At 71.7% G+C, this 23,463-nt stretch carries 19 protein-coding genes; 12 read left to right on the top strand and 7 right to left on the bottom strand.

Annotated elements, in window-relative coordinates; genetic code table 11:
• Positions 1–8 precede the first annotated feature (8 nt).
• Positions 9–1,640, bottom strand: coding sequence for a carboxyl transferase domain-containing protein (locus DEJ47_RS13650; RefSeq protein ID WP_150168172.1), 1,632 nt, complete (start codon positions 1,638–1,640; stop codon positions 9–11).
• Between the two features lie 87 nt (positions 1,641–1,727).
• Between DEJ47_RS13650 and DEJ47_RS13645 the strand changes: the two genes are divergently transcribed.
• From DEJ47_RS13645 to DEJ47_RS13630, 4 genes are all read left to right on the top strand, one after another.
• Positions 1,728–2,318, top strand: coding sequence for a TetR/AcrR family transcriptional regulator (locus tag DEJ47_RS13645; RefSeq protein ID WP_150168170.1), 591 nt, complete (start codon positions 1,728–1,730; stop codon positions 2,316–2,318).
• Between the two features lie 94 nt (positions 2,319–2,412).
• Positions 2,413–3,570 (top strand): acyl-CoA dehydrogenase family protein, encoded by a 1,158-nt coding sequence (locus DEJ47_RS13640; RefSeq protein WP_150168169.1) that lies wholly within the window; start codon positions 2,413–2,415, stop codon positions 3,568–3,570.
• A gap of 36 nt (positions 3,571–3,606) precedes the next feature.
• Positions 3,607–4,467, top strand: a complete 861-nt coding sequence (locus DEJ47_RS13635) for an acyl-CoA thioesterase (RefSeq protein WP_150168167.1) — start codon at positions 3,607–3,609, stop codon at positions 4,465–4,467.
• Positions 4,468–4,487: 20 nt separating this feature from the next.
• Positions 4,488–5,462, top strand: a complete 975-nt coding sequence (locus tag DEJ47_RS13630) for a cation diffusion facilitator family transporter (RefSeq protein WP_150168165.1) — start codon at positions 4,488–4,490, stop codon at positions 5,460–5,462.
• On the opposite strand, the gene DEJ47_RS13625 is transcribed toward DEJ47_RS13630, so the two are convergent.
• Both DEJ47_RS13625 and DEJ47_RS13620 read right to left on the bottom strand, forming a co-directional pair.
• Complete coding sequence (locus DEJ47_RS13625; RefSeq protein WP_150168163.1) at positions 5,423–6,220, bottom strand: phosphatase; 798 nt, start codon at positions 6,218–6,220, stop codon at positions 5,423–5,425. The genes DEJ47_RS13630 and DEJ47_RS13625 overlap by 40 nt on opposite strands.
• A gap of 113 nt (positions 6,221–6,333) precedes the next feature.
• A complete protein-coding gene (locus DEJ47_RS13620) occupies positions 6,334–7,794 on the bottom strand; it encodes a PucR family transcriptional regulator (RefSeq protein WP_150168161.1) in 1,461 nt (486 codons plus the stop codon).
• A gap of 177 nt (positions 7,795–7,971) precedes the next feature.
• On the opposite strand from DEJ47_RS13620, the gene DEJ47_RS13615 reads away from it, so the two are divergent.
• The 3 genes from DEJ47_RS13615 (at position 7,972) to DEJ47_RS13605 (ending at position 12,210) form a co-directional block, all read left to right on the top strand.
• A complete protein-coding gene (locus DEJ47_RS13615) occupies positions 7,972–9,450 on the top strand; it encodes a sodium:solute symporter (protein ID WP_150168159.1) in 1,479 nt (492 codons plus the stop codon).
• Positions 9,451–9,511: 61 nt separating this feature from the next.
• On the top strand, positions 9,512–10,489 hold the full coding sequence (gene speB / locus DEJ47_RS13610) for an agmatinase (protein WP_150168157.1): 978 nt from the start codon (positions 9,512–9,514) through the stop codon (positions 10,487–10,489).
• A 32-nt stretch (positions 10,490–10,521) separates the two neighbouring features.
• Positions 10,522–12,210 (top strand): thiamine pyrophosphate-binding protein, encoded by a 1,689-nt coding sequence (locus DEJ47_RS13605; protein ID WP_150168155.1) that lies wholly within the window; start codon positions 10,522–10,524, stop codon positions 12,208–12,210.
• Positions 12,211–12,220: 10 nt separating this feature from the next.
• On the opposite strand, the gene DEJ47_RS13600 is transcribed toward DEJ47_RS13605, so the two are convergent.
• Both DEJ47_RS13600 and DEJ47_RS13595 read right to left on the bottom strand, forming a co-directional pair.
• Positions 12,221–12,442, bottom strand: a complete 222-nt coding sequence (locus DEJ47_RS13600; protein ID WP_150168153.1) for a DUF397 domain-containing protein — start codon at positions 12,440–12,442, stop codon at positions 12,221–12,223.
• The gene (locus DEJ47_RS13595) at positions 12,435–13,229 is read right to left on the bottom strand and encodes a helix-turn-helix domain-containing protein (protein ID WP_150168151.1); all 795 of its coding nucleotides are present in this window, start codon (positions 13,227–13,229) and stop codon (positions 12,435–12,437) included. Before DEJ47_RS13595 ends, DEJ47_RS13600 begins: the two co-directional genes overlap by 8 nt.
• 133 nt (positions 13,230–13,362) lie before the next feature.
• On the opposite strand from DEJ47_RS13595, the gene DEJ47_RS13590 reads away from it, so the two are divergent.
• From DEJ47_RS13590 to DEJ47_RS13570, 5 genes are all read left to right on the top strand, one after another.
• A complete protein-coding gene (locus DEJ47_RS13590; protein WP_150168149.1) occupies positions 13,363–13,665 on the top strand; it encodes a hypothetical protein in 303 nt (100 codons plus the stop codon).
• A 129-nt stretch (positions 13,666–13,794) separates the two neighbouring features.
• The gene (locus DEJ47_RS13585; protein WP_150168147.1) at positions 13,795–14,733 is read left to right on the top strand and encodes a serine hydrolase; all 939 of its coding nucleotides are present in this window, start codon (positions 13,795–13,797) and stop codon (positions 14,731–14,733) included.
• Between the two features lie 81 nt (positions 14,734–14,814).
• Positions 14,815–18,555, top strand: a complete 3,741-nt coding sequence (locus DEJ47_RS13580) for an ABC transporter ATP-binding protein (protein WP_150168144.1) — start codon at positions 14,815–14,817, stop codon at positions 18,553–18,555.
• Positions 18,556–18,655: 100 nt separating this feature from the next.
• On the top strand, positions 18,656–19,066 hold the full coding sequence (locus DEJ47_RS13575) for a hypothetical protein (RefSeq protein ID WP_398334578.1): 411 nt from the start codon (positions 18,656–18,658) through the stop codon (positions 19,064–19,066).
• Positions 19,067–19,168: 102 nt separating this feature from the next.
• Positions 19,169–20,605 (top strand): S28 family serine protease, encoded by a 1,437-nt coding sequence (locus tag DEJ47_RS13570; RefSeq protein ID WP_150168140.1) that lies wholly within the window; start codon positions 19,169–19,171, stop codon positions 20,603–20,605.
• A gap of 83 nt (positions 20,606–20,688) precedes the next feature.
• Here the strand turns inward: DEJ47_RS13570 and DEJ47_RS13565 are convergent, their stop codons facing one another.
• The gene (locus DEJ47_RS13565; protein ID WP_150168138.1) at positions 20,689–21,309 is read right to left on the bottom strand and encodes a hypothetical protein; all 621 of its coding nucleotides are present in this window, start codon (positions 21,307–21,309) and stop codon (positions 20,689–20,691) included.
• A 79-nt stretch (positions 21,310–21,388) separates the two neighbouring features.
• Positions 21,389–23,191: a glycoside hydrolase family 3 protein gene (locus tag DEJ47_RS13560; protein ID WP_150175612.1), complete on the bottom strand. Its 1,803-nt coding sequence runs from the start codon at positions 23,189–23,191 to the stop codon at positions 21,389–21,391.
• Between the last annotated feature and the right edge of the window lie 272 nt (positions 23,192–23,463).

Here is a 23,463-nt window from a genome sequence, read left to right as displayed (position 1 = left end):
TTCGTTCCTCACATCCGGAAGACGCCGAAGCCGGGCGCCGTGTCGTCCCGCCGGGGGAGCGGCGCGCCCGCGCACGCGGTCAGGGCCAGACCCAGCACCTGCCGGGTCTCCAGGGGGTCGATCACGCCGTCGTCCCAGAGGCGGGCCGTGGCGTAGTACGCGTTCCCCTGCTCCTCGTACTGCGCGCGGATCGGGTCCTTGAAGGTTTCCTCGTCCTCGGCGCTCCACTGCTCGCCGCGGGCCTCCAGCTGGTCGCGCTTGACCGTGGCGAGGACGGAGGCGGCCTGCTCGCCGCCCATCACGGAGATCTTGGCGTTGGGCCACATCCACAGGAAGCGGGGGCTGTAGGCCCGGCCGCACATCGAGTAGTTGCCCGCGCCGTACGAACCGCCGACGACGACCGTCAGCTTCGGCACGCGCGTGGAGGCCACGGCCGTGACCATCTTCGCGCCGTGCTTGGCGATGCCGCCCGCCTCGTAGTCCCGCCCGACCATGAAGCCGGAGATGTTCTGCAGGAAGACCAGGGGGATGCCGCGCTGGTCGCAGAGCTCGATGAAGTGGGCGCCCTTCTGGGCGGACTCGGAGAACAGGATGCCGTTGTTGGCGATGATCCCGACGGGGTGGCCGTGGATGTGGGCGAAGCCGGTGACCAGCGTCGTGCCGTACTCCGACTTGAACTCGGCGAAGCGCGAGCCGTCGACCACGCGCGCGATGACCTCCCGCACGTCGTACGGGGTGCGGGAGTCCGTCGGCACCGCGCCGTACAGCCCCAGCGGGTCGACCTTCGGCTCCTCCACCGGCCGCACCGGCCACGGCAGCGGGGCGCGTTCGGGGAGGGTCGAGACGATCGTGCGGACGATGCGCAGGGCGTGCGCGTCGTCCTCGGCGAGGTGGTCGGTGACGCCGGAGGTGCGCGAGTGGACGTCGCCGCCGCCCAGCTCCTCGGCCGTGACGACCTCGCCGGTCGCGGCCTTCACCAGGGGCGGGCCGCCGAGGAAGATCGTGCCCTGCTCGCGCACGATCACCGCCTCGTCGCTCATCGCGGGCACGTACGCCCCGCCCGCGGTGCACGAGCCGAGGACGGCGGCGATCTGCGGGACGGCGGCGGCCGACATCCGCGCCTGGTTGTAGAAGATCCGCCCGAAGTGCTCGCGGTCGGGGAAGACCTCGTCCTGCATCGGCAGGAACGCGCCGCCCGAGTCGACCAGGTAGAGACACGGCAGGCGGTTCTCCAGGGCCACCTCCTGGGCGCGCAGGTGCTTCTTCACCGTCATGGGGTAGTAGGTGCCGCCCTTGACCGTGGCGTCATTGGCGACGATCACGCACTCGCGGCCCGAGACCCGGCCGATCCCGGCGATGACGCCGGCCGCGGGGGCACCCCCGTCGTACAGCCCGTCCGCCGCGAGCGGCGCCAGCTCCAGGAAGGGCGAGCCGGGGTCGAGGAGGGTGTCCACCCGGTCGCGGGGCAGCAGTTTGCCGCGCGCCACATGGCGGGCCCGCGCCCGCTCTCCGCCGCCGAGCGCGGCCGCCGCGAGCTTGGCCCGCAGCTCGTCGACGAGGGCGGTGTGCGCCGCCTCGTTCGCCCGCCATGCCTCGGACGCGGGATCAGCCGCGCTCGTCAGCACTGGTGCCTGCCGCATCAGTCGAGCCCCCTTGCTCGGTTAATGACCGTTAACGCGTTTCGTTCAGGTTAACGAGCGCTAACCGGCCTGTCTAGAATCAATTCCATGGCCACGAGAACCGACGCCCCCACCCGGCGCGAGCAGATCCTCAAGGAGGCCGCCCGGCTCTTCGCCGAGCGTGGCTTCCACGGAGTCGGAGTCGACGAGATAGGGGCCGCCGTCGGCATCAGCGGGCCCGGTCTCTACCGGCACTTCGCGGGCAAGGACGCGATGCTCGCCGAGCTGCTCGTCGGCATCAGCGGGCAGCTCCTCACGGGCGGCAAGCACTGTGTGGCCGACGTGGGCGGATCACCCGAACGGGTTCTCGACGCGCTCATCCAGGGGCACATCGACTTCGCGCTCGACGACCGCTCCCTGATCACGCTGCACGACCGCGAGCTGGACCGCCTGCGGGACAGCGACCGCAAGCTGGTCCGCCAGCTCCAGCGCCAGTACGTGGAGATCTGGGTCGACGTCGTCCGCAAGGTCTACCCCGACCTCGCCGAGAACGCCGCGCGCGTGGCCGTGCACGCGGTCTTCGGGCTGCTGAACTCCACGCCCCACCTGAGCCGCCGGGACGCGCTGTCCAGCCGGGCGGCCATGGCGGAACTCCTGCACCGCCTGGCCCGGGGGGCCTTCGCGGCCGCCGCCGAGTGACACGCATCTCTGGACGCTCTGGTGACCGCCGGGTAACCTTCCTCTGAGCAAGCGCTTAGTCGATGTAGGCAGATGCAGGCAGAGGGAGTTCTCCGTGCGCCGTACCGTTTTCAATGAGGACCACGAGGCGTTCCGGGAGACCCTGCGCGCCTTCATCGAGGCCGAGGTCGTTCCCGTCCACGACGAGTGGTTCGCCGCGGGACAGGTGCCGCGCGAGTTCTACTACAAGCTCGCCGAGCTGGGCCTCTTCGGCATCAACGTGCCCGAGGAGTTCGGCGGCGCAGGCCTGGACACCCACAAGTTCGAGGCCATCCAGTACGAGGAGACCGCCCGCGCGGGCGTCACCTTCGGCGGCTCCGGCGTGCACGTGCTGCTCGCCCTGCCCTACATCAAGGCGCTCGCCACCGACGAGCAGAAGAAGCGCTACCTGGAGAAGTTCGTCTCCGCCGAGGAGATGTGGGCCCTCGCGATGACCGAGCCGGGCACCGGCTCCGACCTCGCGGGCATGAAGAGCACGGCCAAGCTCTCCGAGGACGGCACCCACTACGTCCTCAACGGCTCGAAGACCTTCATCACCGGCGGCGTCCACGCCGACCGCGTGATCGTCTGCGCCCGGACCTCCGCGCCCACCGCCGAGGACCGCCGGTACGGCATCTCGCTCTTCGCCGTCGACACCAAGTCCGAGGGCTACTCCATCGGCCGCAAGCTGGACAAGCTCGGCCTGAAGACCTCCGACACCGCCGAGCTCGCCTTCGTCGACGTCAAGGTGCCCGTCGAGGACCTCCTCGGCGAGGAGAACAAGGGCTTCTACTACCTCGGGAGCAACCTGCCATCCGAGCGCTGGGGCATCGCCTACGGAGCGTACGCGCAGGCCAAGGCCGCCGTCCGGTTCGCCAAGGAGTACGTCCAGGACCGCACGGTCTTCGGCAAGACGGTCGCGTCCTTCCAGAACACCAAGTTCGAACTGGCCGCCTGCCAGGCCGAGGTGGACGCCGCCGAGGCCGTCGCCGACCGCGCCCTCGAAGCCCTGGACGCGGGCGAGCTGACCGCCGCCGAGGCCGCCTCCGCGAAGCTCTTCAACACCGAGGTCGCGCACCGCGTCATCGACCGGTGCCTCCAGCTGCACGGCGGCTACGGCTTCATGAACGAGTACCCCATCGCCCGCCTGTACGCGGACAACCGCGTCAACCGCATCTACGGCGGCACCAGCGAGGTCATGAAGATGATCATCGCGAAGAACATGGGTCTGTAGTCCGGCCCGCGAAGACAGCCCTGTAGAACTGCGTTCATGAACCAGGCACTTGAGGGCCTCCTCGATCTGCTCGACCTGGAGCAGATCGAGGAGGACATCTTCCGGGGCGTGAGCCGCCCGTCCATCGTGCCCCGCGTCTTCGGCGGCCAGGTCGCCGCGCAGGCCCTGGTCGCCGCAGGACGCACCGTCCCCGACGACAGGCCCGCCCACTCCCTGCACGCGTACTTCCTGCGTCCCGGGGACCCCGGCGCGCCCATCGTGTACACGGTCGACCGGATCAGGGACGGCCGTTCCTTCACCACGCGCCGCGTCGTCGCCGTCCAGCACGGGCACCCGGTCTTCCATCTCTCCGCGTCCTTCCAGACGTACGAGGAGGGCCTGGAGCACCAGACCGGCATGCCGGACGCGCCCGACCCGGAGACGCTGCCCACCGCCGCCGAGATGCTGCCGCGCCACCTGCCCGCACGCGTCGCCGAGCGGCTCGTGGAGGCCCGCGCCGCCGTCGACCTGCGCTACGCGGACGTACCGCCGTGGGGCACCGTCGGACAGCCCCGCGAACCGCGCTCCCAGGTCTGGTTCCGCGCCGACGGCAAGCTGGCCGACGACTCCCTGCTGCACGTCTGCCTCGCCACGTACGTCTCCGACATGACGCTCCTCGACTCGGTGCTGCTCGCGCACGGCAGGGGCGGCTGGGCCGTCGGCGACGTCGTCGGCGCCTCGCTCGACCACGCCATGTGGTTCCACCGGCCCTTCCGCGCGGACGAGTGGCTCCTCTACGACCAGGAGTCGCCGTCGTCCTCCGGCGGGCGCGGCCTCGGCCAGGCACGGATCTGGACGCAGGACGGGCGGCTCGCGGTGACCGTCATCCAGGAAGGCGTCGTTCGCGTTCCCCGGTGATCGGACTTACGGTCCGATACATGAGTGAGCAACCCTCCGAGGCGGGTGGCGGCGAGAGCACCTTCACCGTCATCGTCGCCGCCGTCGCCAACCTCGGGATCGCGCTGGCCAAGGCCGTCGCGGGCGTCATCAGCGGCTCCAGCGCCATGCTCTCCGAAGCGGCGCACTCCGTCGCCGACACCGTGACCGAGCTGATGCTGCTGGTCTCCCTGAAGGCGAGCGACAAGCCCGCCGACGAGGAGCACCCGCTCGGCTACGGAGGCGCCCGCTACATCTGGGCGCTCCTCGCCTCCGTCGCCACGTTCGTCGGCGGCGGCGTCTTCGCCGTCTACGACGGCATCCACACGCTCACCCACGGCGAGGACCCCGGCGACCCCCTCATCTCGTACGTCGTGCTCGGCATCGCCTTCCTCCTGGAGGGCTACTCGCTGCGCACCGGCCTCAAGCAGGCGCGCGGCGAGGCCGACCGCTTCGGGGTCCACATCAAGCGCTACCTGCGCCACACCCCCGACACCGCGGTCAAGGCCGTCGTGATGGAGGACTCGGCCGCCCTGATCGGCCTGCTGCTCGCAGCGGCCGGTCTCCTCGGCGGGCAGCTCACCGGGTCCGGCGTGTGGGACGGCATCGCCTCGCTCTGCATCGGCGTGCTCCTCGTGTACGTCGCCTGGGTCCTCGGCCACGCCAACTCCGAGCTCCTCATCGGGCGCCCGCTGCCCCCGGAGATGCGGGCCGCGGTCCGCGCCGAACTCCTCGCCGACCCGCACGTCGTGGACGTACTGGAGCTGACCACGCTCCTCCAGGGCCCCAAGGAGGCCCTGGTCGCCGCGAAGGTCGACTTCCGGGACATGTCCAGCGCGGCGGACATCGAGCGGGCCTGCGACCGGATGGCGCTCCGCGTCCAGGAACGCTTCCCGGCCGTCCGCAGGGTCTACCTGGACCCGACGCCCGGTCCCGCTCAGGAGCCGGGCGTGAGCCCCGCCGCGCCGAGCAGGTAGGCCGTCATCGGGTCGTAGTGACGCGGGCTCGTCACGTGGTCGTCCAGCGGCACGGTCACCTGGACGGTGCCCTCCGCCTCGCCGATGAACAGCGCGGGGTCGTTGCAGTCCGCGTAGCCGACGGCGTCCACGCCGCGCTGGCCCGCGCGGCCCGCCCAGCCGTGGTCGGCGACGACGAGGTCGGGCTGCGGCCGTCCCTCGCGTTCCAGGCCGTCCAGGATCGCGTTCATCGGCTCCGGCGAGTGCGTGTGCCACAGCGTCGCGCCGCGTTCCAGCATCGCGACGTCCGCGAATTGGAAGACCATCCCCTCGTCCGCCGTCAGGCCTTCGGGGATCACGACGATCTCGCATCCGGCGGCGCGCAGTGCGGCGGCCGTCGCGCGGTGCACGTCGAGCAGCCCCCCGGGGTGGCCCGTGGCGAAAAGCACCCTCTCCTTGCCGGCGGCCGCCTTCCGCAGGCGTGCGGCCATCCGCTCCAGGGCGTCGACCGTCAGCTCCGGGTCGATCGTGTCCTGGCCGTACCGGTGCTCCGGGTCGTCGATGACGCCGCAGCGCTCGGCCATCACCGCGAGGACGTCCTGCTCGTCCGTCCAGCGGTCGCCGAGCTCAAGACCCAGCCAGTAGTGGCGGTCGCCGTTCGCGAGCTTCCTGTAGTGGCTGAGGTTGTTGTCGCGTGGCGTGGCCACGTCGCCCGCGATGCGGGTGCGGACGAGGTGTTCGACGAGCGCGGCACGGCTGGGTATCGGCATGCCTCCCATTCTGCGGGACGAGTGCTCGGCGCAGGGGGCGGGTTCGCTCAGCCCGCGGCTGCCGTGCGGGTCTGTGGGGGCCGGTCGCGCAGTTCCCCGCGCCCCTTTGCCCGTGGCTGCTCCTAGGTTGCCGTCCGGGTCAGGGCGAACCAGAGTTCCATGCGGATGTCCGGGTCGTTCAGGTCTGCCCCCAGCAGGGTCGTGCAGCGGGTGATGCGTTGGCGGACCGTGTTGCGGTGGATTCCCAGGGCCACCGCCGTGCGGTCCCAACTGCCGTGCAGGGAGAGCCAGGTGCGCAGGGTCGACGTCAGGGCCTCGTTGTCGGCCAGCGGGGCGAGCAGCACGCGCGCGTGGGCGTCGGCCTCCTCGGGGGCCACCAAGGCGGCGAGGCCGTTCGCGTGGTGGCGGACGAGGGGGACCCGCGTGGCCTCCGCGCGGCGCAACGCGCGGGCCGCCTGCGCGTCGGCCGCCGCGAGGCCCGCCACGGGGACCGGTGCGGAGGCGCCGAGGGTCCAGCCCTCCACGGGGGTGATCTCGCGGTCGGCGGGGACGAGGAGGCGTACGGGATCCTCGTCCGGGTCGACCAGCGCCGTGCCCAGCGCCGCGGCGAGCGCGGACGTGGACAAGGGGGTGCGGTCTCCGTGGGCGTGCACCACCGTCCAGGTGTCGGTTCCGAGGAGCGCGCCCACCGCACGCGCCGGAGCCCCCAGGAGCAGGCGGACCAGGGCCGTCGAGCGCGCGGCCTCCGATGTGCTCTGGTGTTCGCCCGTCAGGAGCGAGAGCAGCACCACCGCGGCCCCCGCGATCGTGTGGTCGCCCGGCTCGCGGCGGTCCGTGGCCACCCCCAGCGCGAAGCCCCGGCCGCCGCCCAGCGCGTACGCGGCCAGGTGCGTGGCGCCCACCGTGTCCGACGCGGAGGCCGGGGCCGCAGGAGCGGCGCGGCGTACGACGCCCGTCAGCTCCCGCAGCGCGCCCCGTGCCGCCTCCCCGGTCCGGCCCGCCGACTGCAGCTCCGTGCCGTCCGGGCCGTACAGGACGGTCAGGCCGCCGAGGCGCGACGCCAGCTGGCGCAGGACAGCCGGGACCGGGTCCGTCCTCGCCGCCGCCGTGGCGAGGCCCTGCTGCGCCTCCGTGACCCGGCGCAGCTCGGCGTGGCGTGCCTCGGCCATGAGCCGCCAGACGGCGCGGGCGACGCCGCTGAAGGTGGTCCGCCGGGGGACTTCGACGAGGGGCAGGCCGTAGTGGTCGCAGGCCGCCGCCAGGGCGCCCGGCACCGTGTCGTGCACGGGCGCCACGCCGAAGCCGAGGGCGGCGCCGCCCGCCGCGACGATGCGCGCCACGTAGGCGTCGAGGGAGCCCTCCGCGCCCGTCGGGTCCGTGATGTGCACGCCCGCCGTGAGGAGCAGCTCGCCGCCGAGCAGGTACGGGTACGGGTCCGCCATCTCCGAGGTGTGCACCCACTGCACGGCCGTGCCCGCCGCCCGCGCGTCGGGCCCGGCGAGCTGCCGCAGGCCCAGGTCCTCGCGGGCGAGCAGCGCGGCGAGCGGCACGGGAGGGGTGGGGGGTGCCGTGGGGTCGGCCATATGGGCATTCCATCCGTACAGGGCGCGGAAAGTAGAGGAAACGTACACTTCAGCGTTGCTTTCCGGCCACCTAGGGTCGTGCCGACCGGAGGCCGCGGGTACGGGCGGATGTCCCCGCGGCCGGTCCTCACCCCCATCTGCACGACACGCCACCGAGGTGCGCGAAGGAGGCCCCCCATGGCCGTCGACTACACAGTGATCGTCGTCTATCTCGCCGGGATGCTGGCCATGGGCTGGTGGGGCATGCGCCGCGCCAAGTCCAAGAGCGAGTTCCTGGTCGCGGGGCGTCGCCTCGGGCCCTGGATGTACTCCGGGACCATGGCCGCCATCGTTCTCGGCGGCGCCTCCACCATCGGCGGTGTCGGCCTCGGCTACCAGTACGGGCTCTCCGGCGCCTGGATGGTCTTCACCATCGGCCTCGGGCTCCTCGCGCTGAGCGTGTTCTTCTCGGCCCGCATCGCGCGCCTGAAGGTGTACACCGTCTCCGAGATGCTCGACCTGCGCTACGGCGGGCGCGCGGGTGTCATCTCCGGAGTGGTCATGTGGGCGTACACGCTGATGCTCGCGGTCACCTCGACCATCGCGTACGCCACGATCTTCGACGTCCTCTTCGACCTGAACCGCACCGTGGCGATCGTCATCGGCGGCTCGATCGTCGTCGCCTACTCCACGCTCGGCGGCATGTGGTCCATCACGCTCACCGACATGGTGCAGTTCGTGGTGAAGACGATCGGCGTGCTGCTGCTCCTGCTGCCCATCGCGGTCGTCAAGGCGGGCGGCTTCGGTGAGATGAAGGCGAAGCTGCCCACCGAGTACTTCGACCCGCTGGGCGTCGGCGGCGAGACGATCTTCACGTATGTGCTGATCTATACGTTCGGCATGCTCATCGGGCAGGACATCTGGCAGCGCGTCTTCACCGCCCGCAGCGACAAGGTCGCCCGCTACGGAGGCACCGTCGCGGGCACGTACTGCCTCGTGTACGCCATCGCGGGCGCCGTCATCGGCACCGCCGCCAAGGTCATGTATCCGAAGCTGCCGAGCGCCGACGCGGCCTTCGCGACCATCGTCAAGGACGAACTGCCCATGGGCGTGCGCGGCCTCGTCCTCGCCGCGGCGCTCGCCGCCGTGATGTCGACGTCGTCCGGTGCCCTCATCGCCTGCGCCACCGTCGCCAACAACGACATCTGGTCGCGACTGCGCGGCGCGGTGGGGAAGCCGGCCGGTGAGGCGCACGACGAGGTCAAGGGCAACCGTGCCTTCATCCTCGCCATGGGCGTCGCCGTCATCGTCATCGCCATCGCCCTCAACGACGTCGTCGAGGCTCTGACCGTCGCGTACAACCTGCTCGTCGGCGGGCTGCTCGTGCCGATCCTGGGTGGGCTGCTGTGGCGGCGCGGGACGGCTGCGGGCGCGCTCGCGGCGGTCGTCGCGGGCGGCCTGTCGGTGATCGGGCTCATGTGGTGGTACGGGATCCTCGCCAACGAGCCCGTCTACTACGGCCTGCTGACCTCCCTCGCCGTGTACGCCGTCGTCTCCCTCGCCACGAAGCCGACCGACGCGCAGGTCCTCGCCGCCTGGCGCGAGCGGCTCGCCGGACGCGGCGCCGGGCCCGCGGCGGAACAGCCCGCGGCCGAACCGGCCCCCACACCTCAGTAAAGTCAGAAAGCGCCCACAAAGCGCATCGAAGCGTGCAGACGCGCACAAAGAAAGGCACTCCATGAGCAGCAACGAGACGCCCCGCGGCCCCGTCGACTCCTCCCGCATCCCGCGGTACGCGGGCCCGGCGACGTACGCCCGGCTGCCCCGCCTCGACGAGGTCGGCGGCACGACGGACATCGCGGTGGTCGGCGTGCCGTTCGACACCGGCGTCTCGTACCGTCCCGGCGCCCGCTTCGGCGGCAACGCGATCCGCGAGGCCTCCCGCCTCCTGCGCCCCTACAACCCGGCGCAGGACGCCTCGCCGTTCGCCCTCGCGCAGGTCGCGGACGCCGGTGACATAGCGGCCAACCCGTTCAACATCAACGAGGCCGTGGAGACCATCGAGGCCGCCGCCGACGACCTCCTCGGCTCCGGGGCCCGCATGATGACCCTCGGCGGCGACCACACCATCGCCCTGCCGCTGCTCCGCTCGGTCGCCAAGAAGCACGGCCCGGTCGCGCTGCTCCACTTCGACGCGCACCTGGACACCTGGGACACGTACTTCGGCGCCGAGTACACGCACGGCACGCCGTTCCGCCGCGCCGTCGAGGAGGGCATCCTCGACACCGAGGCGCTCTCCCACGTCGGCACGCGCGGCCCGCTGTACGGCAAGAAGGACCTCACCGACGACGAGAAGATGGGCTTCGGCATCGTCACCTCGGCGGACATCTACCGCCGCGGCGCCGACGAGGTCGCCGACCAGCTCCGCCAGCGCATCGGCGACCGCCCCCTCTACATCTCCATCGACATCGACTGCCTCGACCCGGCCCACGCGCCCGGCACCGGCACCCCCGAGGCCGGCGGCATGACCTCCCGCGAACTCCTGGAGATCCTGCGCGGCCTCGCCTCCTGCAACCTCGTCTCCGCCGACGTCGTCGAGGTCGCCCCGGCCTACGACCACGCGGAGATCACGGCCGTCGCCGCCTCCCACACCGCGTACGAACTGACGACGATCATGAGCAGGCAGATCGCCGCGGGACGCGCCGCGCAGCAGTAGTCGACACCGGCACGAGAACGAGGAGACGCCGCATGACCCACGACCACGACCTGGTGCTGCGCCCCACGCCGCGCCAGACGGAGGCCGCCCTCAACCCGCCCCCCGGGCGCAACGGCGGCGACCTCGTCATGGAGACCCTCGCCGGCCTGGGCGCGACCACCGTCTTCGGACTGCCCGGCCAGCACGCGCTCGGCATGTTCGACGCGCTGCGGCGCTCCTCGCTCTCGTACGTCGGATTCCGCGTCGAGAACAACACGGGCTTCGCGGCGGACGCGTACGGCCGCATCACCGGCGAGGTCGCCCCGCTGCTGCTCTCCACCGGCCCCGGCGCGCTCACCTCGCTCGCCGCGCTCCAGGAGGCGGCGGCGGGCTCCTCGCCGGTCCTCGCCATCGGCAGCCAGGTCCCGGTGGCCGGGCTCGGCGGCGGGCGTCACGGCTATCTGCACGAACTCCGCGACCAGCAGGCCTCGTTCAGGGACATCGTGAAGTCCGTGCACACGGTCCGTACGGCCTCGCAGATCCCGTCCGCCGTCGCCGCCGCCTGGGAGTCCGCGCTCACCGCACCGCACGGCCCGGTCTGGGTGGAGATCCCGCAGGACGTGCTGCTCGCGGAGACGACGCTGCCCGTCGTCACGGCGATGGACGCGACTCCGGAGGAGGTCGTGCCGCGCCCCGAGCTGACGGCGGTCGCCGCCGACCTGCTGTCCCGCGCCGAACGCCCGGCGATCATCGCGGGCGGCGGTGTCGTCCGCTCGGACGCGAGCGGCAAGCTGCGCGCGCTCGCCGAGCTGCTCGACGCCCCGGTCGTCACGACCTTCGGCGGCAAGGGTGCCTTCCCCTGGGAGCACCCGCTCTCGCTCCAGTCCTGGCTGGAGGACCGCCACACCACGGACTTCCTGGAGGACGCGGACGTCCTGCTCGTCGTAGGCTCCGGCCTCGGCGAACTGTCCTCGAACTACCACACGTTCAAGCCCCGCGGCCGGGTGATCCAGATCGAGGCGGACGCGGGGAAGCTGGAGTCCAACCACCCGGCGCTCGGCATCCACGCGGACGCGCGCACGGCGCTGTCGGCGCTCCTGGAGACGATCGACATCCCCAGGGAGGACGCGTCGGCGCCCGAGCGGGTCGCGGCGGTCCTCGGCAAGGTCCGCGAGCGCATCGCCGCCCAGGACCTCACCCGGGAGCAGCAGGTCCTCGCCGCCGTCCGTGAGGCGCTGCCGGACGCGTCACCGTCCTTCTGGGACATGACGATCCTCGCGTACTGGGCGTGGTCCGCCTTCGACGCGCGGCGCCCCAACACCATGCACTCGGCGCAGGGCGCGGGCGGCCTCGGCTACGGCTTCCCGGCCGCGCTCGGCGCGGCCGTCGCCGACCCCTCCCACCCGGTGCTCGCCGTCTCGGGCGACGGCGGCGCGATGTACTCGATCGCGGAGCTGGCGACGGCGAAGCAGTACGGGCTGAACGTGACCTGGCTGATCGTCGACGACGGCGGCTACGGCATCCTGCGCGAGTACATGTCCGACGCGTTCGGCGAGGCGACGGCCACGGAGCTGGCGCGGCCGGACTTCGTCGCGCTCGCGGAGTCGTTCGGAGTGCCGGGCGTCCGTACGACCCCGGAGACGCTCCGGGACGACCTCGCGAAGGCGCTGTCCGAACCGGGGCCGTCGGTCGTCGTCCTTCCGGCGCTGCTGCGGATGTTCGCGCCGACGCATCAGGTCTAGAGGGGGGACGTCAGTCGGTGAGGCGTCCGTCCTTGATCGCCGTGACGAACGAGGACCAGCCCTCCGGGGGGAAGACCAGTGCGGGGCCGTGCGGTGTCTTGGAGTCGCGGACGGGTATGCCTGCGGGGTGGCCGTCCAGCACCTCGACGCAGCTGCCGCCTTCGCTGCCGCTGTAGGACGACTTCCGCCAGCCGTTCAGTGCGGCAGCGTTCGGGATGGTGTGGCTAGTCATGGTGTTCGTAGTCCTCCGCCGTTGCCCGTACCAGGGCGAGTGATTCCTTCAGGGGCAGTGCGTCACTCAGTGCGTGATCGTAACGAGCCTGCAGTTGGTGGACCGTGGAGGGGGAGTCGTGGACCTTGCCCATGCATACTCCCTCGCTGTACGCCACGGGGGGTTGGTCCTCGAACCACATCAGCGTGAGCATGCTCTCCAGCAGTGGGTGAAAACCCAGGGTGAGCGGCAGTACGTGTACGCGCACGCGCCCTGACTTGACCAGCGCCTCAACGTGCCGGAGTTGTTCCGCCATCACTGCGGGACTGCCGATCACCCGACGCAGTACCGCCTCATCGAGTAGCGCCCACACTACGGGCGTCACGGGATTCGCAAGGGCCCTCGCTCGCTCAAGGCGTGTGACAAGGAGTCTGTCACGTTCCTGTTCGCCCACCGGAGGGAACGACGTGCCCAGAACCGCACGCGCGTACCCCTCCGTCTGGAGGATGCCGGGGATGAACGACAGCGCGAACTCCCGGATCATCGTCGCCTGTTGTTCGAGTTGCAGCGCCGCCTCGAAGTACTCCGCCACCGCTATGTCGTCGTCCGGCAGGAAGCTGCTCAGGACATTCCCCGTGCCCAGCGCCATGTCCAGCCTCCGCGCGTCCTCCCGGGAGGGAATGCGGCGGCCCGCCTCGATGTGCGCGATGTGCGAACGCGTCATGAGCGCCATGTCGGCCAGCTCCTGCTGCGTGAGCCCGGCTGCCTCCCGTTGGGACTTCAGCCATTCCCCGTAGATGTTGCTCATCGTCAACTCCCATGTGACAGAGGGCTTGTCACGCGCTGCCCCCTGGCGAGGGTAATCCGGTTCGTCTCACTCTGTGAGCGCATCGCTACACAGCGATGCGAAAGGTCGAAGAACCATCACCGGAGTACCCGACATGAACGTGCGTGACGAGACCCCCGCCCCCGACACGACCGGCGCCCGTCTGCTCCCCTGGACCAACTCCGACGGCAATCCCTGCTACCTCATCGGCGATGGCACCGGCCGTCTCTCCCGTGTCGCCGACCAGATCGAAACCGTCCAGATCGGCATGGCCGACGACCTCCTCCAGCACGCCACCGACCTGGTCGGTGATCCGAAGGCCACCGAACCCCAGCTCCGCTACCTGGCCGCCCGCATGGCCGAGGCCCTGCGGGACGTGACCCGGATCGCCCGCAGCCGTGGCGACCGCCCCCGCTGATCAGCGTCACTTCCCGTGCAACCGTCACTGGTACTGGTGTGTCATACAGGGCGAGCGCGCCGGGGGAGGTGCGCCGGTACGGGCCCCGAGGGTCTTGTACGTACGAACCCAAGGGGATGGGAAGAATCCATGACTGACCCGATATCCGGGATGTCCCGGCGCGCCCGCATGCTCTCGGCAGGCCTCGCCGCCGGAGTGCTCGTGCCGCTCGGCACGGCCGCCACCGCGACGCCCGCCGTCGCCGCGCCCGCGCCCACGGTCACCTGCACCTCCGCGCAGGCCGGTCTCGCCGCCAAGCTCACCAAGGACATCACCGCCGCGCTGAAGAACCGCAAGGGCACGGTCGCGGTCGGTCTCTACGACCGGACCACGAAGACGACCTGCACCCTGCGCGGGTCCACGTCGTTCGACTCCGCGAGCGTCGTCAAGACGACCGTGCTCGCGGCGCTCCTGTGGGACGCGAAGAAGACCGAGCGGAAGCTGACCGAGCGCGAGTCGGACCTCGCGTACGCCATGATCACCAAGTCGGACAACACGGCGACGAGCACGCTCTGGCGGCAGCTCGGCACGGGGAAGATCAAGGAGTTCCTCAAGGCCGCCAAGATGACGAAGACCACGCCGGGGGCCGACGGTTACTGGGGCCTGACCCGGATCAACGTGACCGACGAGCAGAAGCTGCTCGCCCTGATCACCGCCAAGAACACCGTCCTGAGCGACAACGCGCGCGCCTACATCCTCAAGCTCATGGGCAAGGTCGTCTCGTCGCAGCGCTGGGGCACCCCGGCGGGCACGCCGTCCGGCGTCTCCATCCACGTCAAGAACGGCTGGCTCCAGCGGTCGACGCACGGCTGGCGCGTGCACAGCATCGGCGCGTTCAAGGGCGGCGGCCACGACTACACGATCTCCGTGCTCACGCACGGCAACAGCACGATGAACTATGGCGTCGCCACGATCCAGGGGGTGGCCAAGGCCATCCACAAGGATCTGACGCCCCGCGCCGCGTCGGCGAACAGGTACGCCCCCACGGACACGCCGCGTGAGGCGTTCGTGGCGGTGCCCGGCAGCTGAGCCCAGTTTATTGCGGCGGGATGAAATCCGCGTCCCGCCGTGTTGGGCCTCTCGGCAGGTCAGGTCGACGGGAGGCAGCTGGTGGCGGAGCAACGGGGCTGGGCGAAACGACTCACCGGGTACGCGTGGCGGTACCCCAAGGACGTCGTGCTCGCGCTCGGCTCCTCGCTCGGCGGCATGGCCGTCATGGCCCTCGTACCGCTGATCACCAAGGTGATCATCGATGACGTCATAGGCCAGGACGGACAGGGCGGCACCCGCTCCATGGGCCCGTGGGCGGGCGCCCTCATCGGCGCCGCCCTCGTCGTCTACGTCCTCACCTACATCCGCCGCTACTACGGCGGCCGTCTCGCCCTCGACGTCCAGCACGACCTGCGGACCGAGATGTACGGGACGATCACCAGGCTCGACGGGCGGCGCCAGGACGAGCTGTCCACCGGGCAGGTCGTGGGGCGGGCGACGAGCGACCTCCAGCTCATCCAGGGCCTGCTCTTCATGTTGCCGATGACCATCGGCAACATCCTGCTGTTCGTCATCTCGCTCGTGATCATGGCGTGGCTGTCCCTGCCGCTCACCCTCGTCGCCCTCGCCGTCGCCCCCGCCCTCTGGGTCATCGCCCGCCGCTCCCGCTCCCGGCTGCACCCCGCCACCTGGTACGCGCAGGCCCAGGCCGCCGCCGTCGCCGGAGTGGTCGACGGCGCCGTCAGCGGCGTACGCGTGGTGAAGGGCTTCGGGCAGGAGGAGCAGGAGACCGGGAAGCTCCGTGAGGTCGGGCGCAGGCTCTACGCCGGACGGCTGCGGACCATCCGCCTCAACTCCCGCTACACCCCCGCCCTCCAGGCCGTCCCCATGCTCGGCCAGGTCGCCATGCTCGCCGTCGGCGGCTGGCTGGCCGTCGAGGGCGACATCACCCTCGGCACGTTCGTCGCCTTCTCCACCTATCTCGCCCAGCTCGTCGGACCCGTGCGCATGCTGGCCATGGTCCTCACCGTCGGCCAGCAGGCCCGCGCCGGCGTGGAGCGCGTCCTCGAACTGATCGACACCGAGCCGAGCATGGCGGACGGCCGCAAGGAGCTGCCCGCCGACGCCCCGGCGACGGTCGAGTTCGACGATGTCTCCTTCGCCTACGAAGACGACCGGCCCGTCCTCGACGGGCTCTCCTTCGAGATCCGCCCCGGCGAGACCCTCGCCGTCGTCGGCTCCTCCGGCAGCGGCAAGTCGACCGTCTCGCTGCTCCTGCCGCGCTTCTACGACGTGACGCACGGCGCCGTCCTCATCGGCGGCCACGACGTGCGCGAGCTGACCCTCGACTCCCTGCGCTCCGCCATCGGGCTCGTCCCCGAGGACTCCTTCCTCTTCTCCGACACCGTCGGCGCCAACATCGCCTACGGCCACCCGGACGCCACCCGCGAGCAGATCGAGACCGCCGCGCGCGCCGCCCAGGCCCACGGCTTCATATCCGAGCTGCCCGAGGGGTACGACACCAAGGTCGGCGAGCAGGGCCTCACCCTCTCCGGCGGCCAGCGCCAGCGCATCGCGCTCGCCCGCGCCATCCTCACCGACCCCCGCCTCCTCGTCCTCGACGACGCCACATCGGCCGTCGACGCGCGCGTGGAGCACGAGATCCACGAGGCCCTGCGGGGCGTCATGGCGGGGCGGACCACCCTGCTCATCGCCCACCGCCGCTCCACCCTCGGCCTCGCCGACCGCATCGCCGTCCTCGACGAAGGACGCCTCGCCGACCTCGGCACCCACGAGGAGCTGGAGGAGCGCTCCGCCCTCTACCGGCGGCTGCTCACCGACCCCGACGAGCTCGGCGGCGTATCGCCCGGCCACGCCCTGCCCGTCGCCGACCTGCCCGAGGACACCTCCGTACGCGACGAGCTCGACGCCGAGTTCGACGCGGAGCGCGGCATCACGCCCGCCCTGTGGACCGGCGACCGGGACGCCAAGAGCGCCAAGGACCCCGCCCTCGCCGGGATGCCGTCCACGCCCGAGCTCCTCGCCCAGGTCGACGCGCTGCCCCCGGCCACCGACACCCCCGGTATCGACGAGGCACGGGCCGTCACGCCCGAGGAGTCGTACGGGCTGCGCAGGCTGCTCGCCGGATTCGGCGTGCCGCTGCTGTTCAGCCTGCTCCTCGTCGCCGTCGACGCGGGCATGGGCCTGCTGCTTCCCGTCCTGATCCGGCACGGCATCGACGAGGGCGTCTCCGACCTCGCGCTCGGCGCCGTCTGGACAGCGTCCGGCCTCGCGCTCGCCGCGGTCGCCGTGCAGTGGGCGGCGCAGACCGGCGAGACACGCATGACCGGGCGCACCGGCGAGCGCGTCCTGTACTCGCTCCGCCTCAAGATCTTCTCGCAGCTCCAGCGGCTCGGGCTCGACTACTACGAGCGGGAGCTCACCGGGCGCATCATGACCCGGATGACGACCGACGTCGACGCGTTGTCGACGTTCCTGCAGACCGGGCTCGTCACCGCGTTCGTCTCCGTCGTCACCTTCTTCGGCATCATGGTCGCCCTGCTCGTCATCGACGTGGAGCTCGCCCTCGTCGTCTTCGCGACACTGCCGCTGCTGGTCGTCGGCACGTACTTCTTCCGCAAGTCGAGCGTGAAGGCGTACGAGCTGGCGCGCGAGCGCGTGTCCGTCGTCAACGCCGACCTCCAGGAGTCCGTCGCCGGGCTGCGCATCGTGCAGGCCTTCCGGCGCGAGCGCGCGGGCGCCGAACGGTTCGCCGAGAACAGCGACAGCTACCGGCAGGCCCGCATCCGCGGCCAGTGGCTGATCTCCGTGTACTTCCCGTTCGTGCAGCTCCTGTCCTCCGTCGCCGTCGTCGCCGTGCTGATCGTCGGCGCAGGTCGGGTCGAGGCGGGCACCCTGACGACCGGCGCGCTCGTCGCGTACCTCCTCTACATCGACCTCTTCTTCGCCCCCGTGCAGCAGCTCTCGCAGGTCTTCGACGGCTACCAGCAGGCGTCCGTCTCGCTCGGCCGCATCCAGGAACTGCTCCAGGAGCCGACGTCGACGAAGGCCGCCGACGAGCCCAGGGAGGTGCTCTCCCTGCGCGGTGAGATCGCCTTCGAGGACGTGGACTTCGCGTACGCGGCCACGGGCGACGGCGAGCCCGAGGAGGCGCTCAGCGACGTACGCCTGACGATCCCCGCCGGACAGACCGTCGCCTTCGTCGGCGAGACCGGCGCGGGCAAGTCGACGCTCGTGAAGCTCGTCGCCCGCTTCTACGACCCGACGGCGGGCCGCGTCACGGTCGACGGCACGGACCTGCGCTCCCTCGACCTCACCTCGTACCGCCACCGCCTCGGTGTCGTCCCGCAGGAGGCGTACCTCTTCGCGGGCACCGTCCGCGACGCCATCGCCTACGGCCGCCCCGACGCCACCGACGCCCAGGTCGAGGCCGCAGCCCGCGCGGTCGGCGCGCACGACATGATCGCCACCCTGGACGGCGGCTACCTCCACGAGGTCAGCGAGCGCGGCCGCAACCTCTCCGCGGGACAGCGCCAGCTGATCGCGCTGGCCCGCGCCGAACTGGTCGACCCCGACATCCTGCTCCTCGACGAGGCGACGGCCGCCCTCGACCTCGCCACGGAGGCGCAGGTCAACCAGGCCACCGACCGCATCGCCGGGCGGCGCACCACGCTCGTCGTCGCCCACCGCCTCACCACGGCGGCCCGCGCCGACCGCGTCGTCGTGATGGACCACGGCCGGGTCGCCGAGGACGGCACGCACGAGGAGCTCCTCGCGCTCGACGGGCGGTACGCGCGTTTGTGGCGGACGTTCGTGGGGGAGCCGGTCGAGGCGGCCTGAGAGCGGCTGCCGGGAAAAAGGGGCCGGGATCCCGCAACCGCACGGGCCGCGGTCTGCGTCCGTACCTCAGAACGTTGCGGCAGGAGTGGCGGGAGGGGCAATCGTGAGCAGTGGGCGCGGCACCGGTCGGATACGGCGGCGGCTGACGCTCGGCACCGCCGTGCTCGCAGCCGCCGTACTCCTCGCTCTCGCGGGCCCCGGCACCTCGTCGGCGCAGGCCGTCGACGGCCTCTGCGCGGGCCGCAAGGTGCGCACCCTGCCCTTCAGCACCGGCCGCGTCGACGTCTTCAAGTCCCGCGGCTACGTGTGCGCCGTGGCCGTCGCCAAGCGCACCGGCGCCCGCAAGTCGATGTCCGTCAGCGTCAAGGCGCGCGGCGGCCGTCCCGCCCGCGACAAAGGCCGCTACAGCCACCACGCGGGTCCGGTGACGGTCCACGCGGGCCACCGCTGCGTGTGGGTGAAGGGGAGGATCAGCGGTCGCGGGGTCAGTTCGGGCTGGATTCTCTGCTGACGTCCGGTCTGTGACCGCAGGATGTCCCGATAACTCCCCCTGGTGCGGGCCCAGTTGCTCCGTTAGGTTCCGGGGCATTGCTGTGTCGACAGGGGAGGGTGCATGCGCAAGGCGCTCAGATGGGTGCTGTCGCTCGTGGTGCTGATAGGCACCGTGGGCGTGGCCGGAGCGACGACCGGGACGGCGACGGCCGCGGACCACACGAACACCAGTAGTCGTGCCGACAGCACCGACATCAAGGACAGGCTGCTCGCCATACCCGGCATGAGCCTGATCGAGGAGAAGCCGTACCCCGGCTACCGTTTCTTCGTACTCAACTACACCCAGCCGGTGGACCACCGGCACCCGTCCAAAGGCACCTTCAAGCAGCGCCTGACCGTGCTGCACAAGGACACCAGCCGCCCGACGGTCTTCTACACCAGCGGCTACAGCGTCTCCACGAACCCCAGCCGCCGCGAGCCGACGCAGATCGTCGACGGCAACCAGGTCTCCATGGAGTACCGCTACTTCACGCCCTCGCGCCCGCAGCCGGCCGACTGGTCCAAGCTCGACATCTGGCAGGCCGCCAGCGACCAGCACCGCATCCACAAGGCGCTGAAGTCGATCTACGGCAAGAAGTGGCTGGCCACCGGAGGCTCGAAGGGCGGCATGACCGCCACGTACTACGAGCGCTTCTACCCGCGTGACATGGACGGCGTCGTCGCCTACGTCGCCCCCAACGACGTCGTCGACAAGGAGGACTCGGCGTACGACGAGTTCCTCGCCGGCGTCGGCCCGCGCGAGTGCCGCACCCGGATCCAGGACGTGCAGCGCGAGGCGCTCGTGCGCAGGGAGCCGCTGTCCGCGAAGCTCGCCGCCTACGCCGAGGCCGAGGGGTACACCTTCAAGACCGTCGGCACGCTCGACAAGGCCTTCGAAGCGGTCGTCATGGACCTGGTGTGGGGCTTCTGGCAGTACCAGCCCGCCGCCACCGCCTGCGGCGAGATCCCGGACGCGGCCACCGCGACCGACCAGGAGATCTTCGACTACGTCGACTCGGTCGGCGGCTGGTCCTCCTACACCGACCAGGGCCTCGAGCCCTACACGCCGTACTACTACCAGGCGGGCACGGAGCTCGGCGCGCCCACCATCGGCCAGCCCTGGCTCGGCGACCTCAGCCGCTACGGCTACCAGCCGCCGCGCAACTTCGTGCCGCGCGACATCCCGATGAAGTTCAAGCCGAACGCGATGCGGGACGTCGACCGCTGGGTGCGGCACAACGCGCACCGGATGATGTACGTGTACGGCGAGTACGACCCGTGGGGCGCCGAACCGTTCCGCCCCGCGCGTGGCGCCAAGCACGACTCGCACGTCTTCACGGCGCCCGGCGCCAACCACGGCGCGAACGTGGCGCAGCTCGTCGCCGCCGACAAGGCGAAGGCGACGCAGCGGATCCAGGCGTGGGCCGGGGTGTCCTCGCCCTCGGGCAAGCCGCTGGCCACGTACGACAAGAAGCTGGACCGGCGCGACGTGCGCAAGGAGCAGACCCTGCGGCCGTGAGGCGGTAGCGGACGGCAGCGGATGAGCGGGCGGCGCGGGGACCGAGAGGGTTCCCGCGCCGCCCGCAGGTCATGCACGACCGGTCACATCCGCACCGCGCACCCCACCGGACGCGCACCGTCCAGCGTCACGTAGAGCCGCGTGGCGGCGGGGCACTCGGCCCGCTCCCGCACCGCCGACGCCACCTGGTGCTCCGGGGCCCGCTCGCCGGAGCCGTCACAGGCCGTCTCCCGCACCTCGCCGCGCCCCGCGCCGTACACGCAGTCGCCGACGACCGTCCGAGGGCCGCCGCCGCGCCCGGGGTCCCCGGGGTGCGGTGCCTCCAGGTTCCGCATGCAGGCGTACCCCTGCGGCACCTCGCCGTCTCCGTCCTCGTCGACGGCGGGCCTGCTCTCGCTGACGTGCAGCACGAAGTCGGTACGGGCGGGACAGGCGGGCCCCTGCTCGACCTTGCCGTCGTAGCGCGCGATGACCCGTGCGGCGGCGCGCTCGCTGCCGCACGGCACCTCGGTGAACGACACGCGCCCCCGCGAACTGCACTCGTCCACGGCGAGGAAGGCGGAGCCGGGGCCGACGGGCCGGGAGGGCGTGGGCGAGTCCGCTGCCCCGGGCGGCTTCTGACAGCCGATCACGGTCACGGTGAGCAGGGAAACGCACACGGCCCGGCCGACCGTGCGAGGCCATGCCGAGACGCGGTAGGTCATGGGCCATCCCCCCGATGCGTGCACCCAGCGTGACCCGGCGCTGCGGGCGCACGCCAGGCGTGCGGGGGCTTTGGGGCTCTTAGTACGTCAGTCCGTGCCCGATCGGATACAGCACCTGAGCGGGATCGTCCGCCCGCCGCACCGGGACGGGAAGACGGCCCCGCGGGGCGGTCCGGCCCGCGATGACCCGTGCGGCGGCGCGGAGTTCGACGTCGGTCCAGCAGTACGAGGCGAGGGCGGCGTCGACGGGCGGCAGGTGGGCCACGTCGTAGGGGTTGCGGATCGCGAGGGTGATGACGGGGAGGCCGGTGGCCTTGAGGGCGGCGACGAGACCGACCTGCCCGTGCGCGGCGCCGTCGCTGTCGTCCGGGTCCATGGCCTGGTGGGCGCGGGCGTGCGGATGGGGGGTCCGGTCCAGGGTGGTGTTCGCGGCCTGGGTGTGGTCCTTGGTGGCGGCGTGCGTGGTGATGTTGTACGTGGCCACGAGGACGGCGTCCCGCCCCTGCGCCTCGGCCACCGCCTTCTCGATGGTCGCCTCGTCGGGCGCGGTGCCGGTGGGCAGGGCGACGGCCTGGAAACCGAGGCTGTTGAGGGCGCCCGCGAGGACGGTCGTCGGCGGGCCCGTGGTGCCGGACGGCGAGCGGGGGTCCGCGCCGACGACCAGGACGCGGGGGTGGGCGGCGGGGGAGAGGGGGAGGAGCGCGTCGGTGTTGACCAGGAGGGTCGTGGTGGCGTCGGCGATGTGGTCGGCGGCGACGAGGTGGGCGGGGGTGCCGACGGCGGCGTCGACGGAGGGGGTGGGGGCGGGCGGCGTCGACGGTGTGCCCTCCTGGTGCAGCACGTGGTCCAGCAGCCCGACCCGCGCCTTCATGCGCAGCACGCGCAGGACGGACTCCTCGATGCGTTCCTCCGTCAGCTCACCGCTCCCGACGGCGTCGACGACCGCGTTCCAGGCGACCTCGGGGCGGGGCGGGTTGAGGAGCTGGTCGGCGCCGGCCTTGAGAGCGAGGACGGCGACGCGGTCGTCGCCGTACTTCGTACGGACGCCGCGCATGGCGAGGGAGTCGGTGGCGATGACGCCGTCGTAGCCGAGCTCCTCGCGGAGGATGCCGGTGAGGATCGGGCGGGAGAGTGTCGCCGGGTCGCCGGAGGGGTCGAGGGCGGGCACCACGATGTGGGCGGTCATGACGGAGTCGACACCGGCGGCGATCGCGGCGCGGAAGGGCGGCGCGTCGACGCGGTCCCACTCCTCGCGGGTGTGGTGGATGTGCGGCAGCTCGGTGTGGCTGTCGTCGGTGGTGTCGCCGTGGCCGGGGAAGTGCTTGGCGGCGGTGGCGATGCCGGCGCTCCGGTATCCCTCGATCTGGGCGGCCACGAACCCGGCGACGGCGTCGGGGTCGGCGCCGAAGGAGCGTACGCCGATGACGGGGTTGGCGGGGTCGACGTTCACGTCGGCGTCCGGGGCGTGGTCCTGGCGGATACCGAGGGCGCGGAGTTCGGCGCCGGCGATGCGGGCGGCCTCACGGGCGTGCTCGTGCGACCCGGAGGCGCCGAGGGCCATGGCGCCGGGGAGGAGCGTCGCGGGGGCGCCGATACGGGCGACGGCGCCGTGCTCCTGGTCGACGGAGATCAGGACGGGAACGGTGGGCGAGGCCTTCTGGATGCCCTCGGAGAGCTCGGCGATCTGGTGCGGGGAGCGGGTGTTGTGGGCCCAGCCGAAGTAGATGATGCCGCCGAGCCGGTACCGGGCGATGAGCTCGGCGGCGTCCCGCACGCCGAGCTCGCGGAGGTTGGTGTCGACGTCCGCCGGGTCGGGGTCGGTGGCGCTGTGCCCGTACACGTGCATGACGAAGAGCTGGCCGACCTTGTCCTCCAGGGACATGGAGCGGATGAGGTCGCGGAGCGGGCGGTCGGGGTCGACGGATGCGGACAAGAGGCGCTCCTGCGGCTGGCTGGCTGGCTGGGCTCGGCTGGCCTGAAGAGTACCTGTGGGGGCCGCCACCGGCGCTGTTGGAGGGGGGCGCACCGGTGACGGCGAGCTGCCGGCCGCAGGCGGCGGAGAGGGTGGTCAGCGTTCGCAGCCAGCAGCGATGCCGACACCGCCGTGCGGAGACTCACCGACAGCGTGCGGGTTGGACGTCCGGGGGCGGCTGG

It is taken from the genome of Streptomyces venezuelae, from assembly GCF_008642355.1.
In the GTDB taxonomy this organism is placed as follows: Bacteria; Actinomycetota; Actinomycetes; order Streptomycetales; family Streptomycetaceae; genus Streptomyces; species Streptomyces venezuelae_B.
This window is presented reverse-complemented; position numbering and strand designations above follow the sequence as displayed.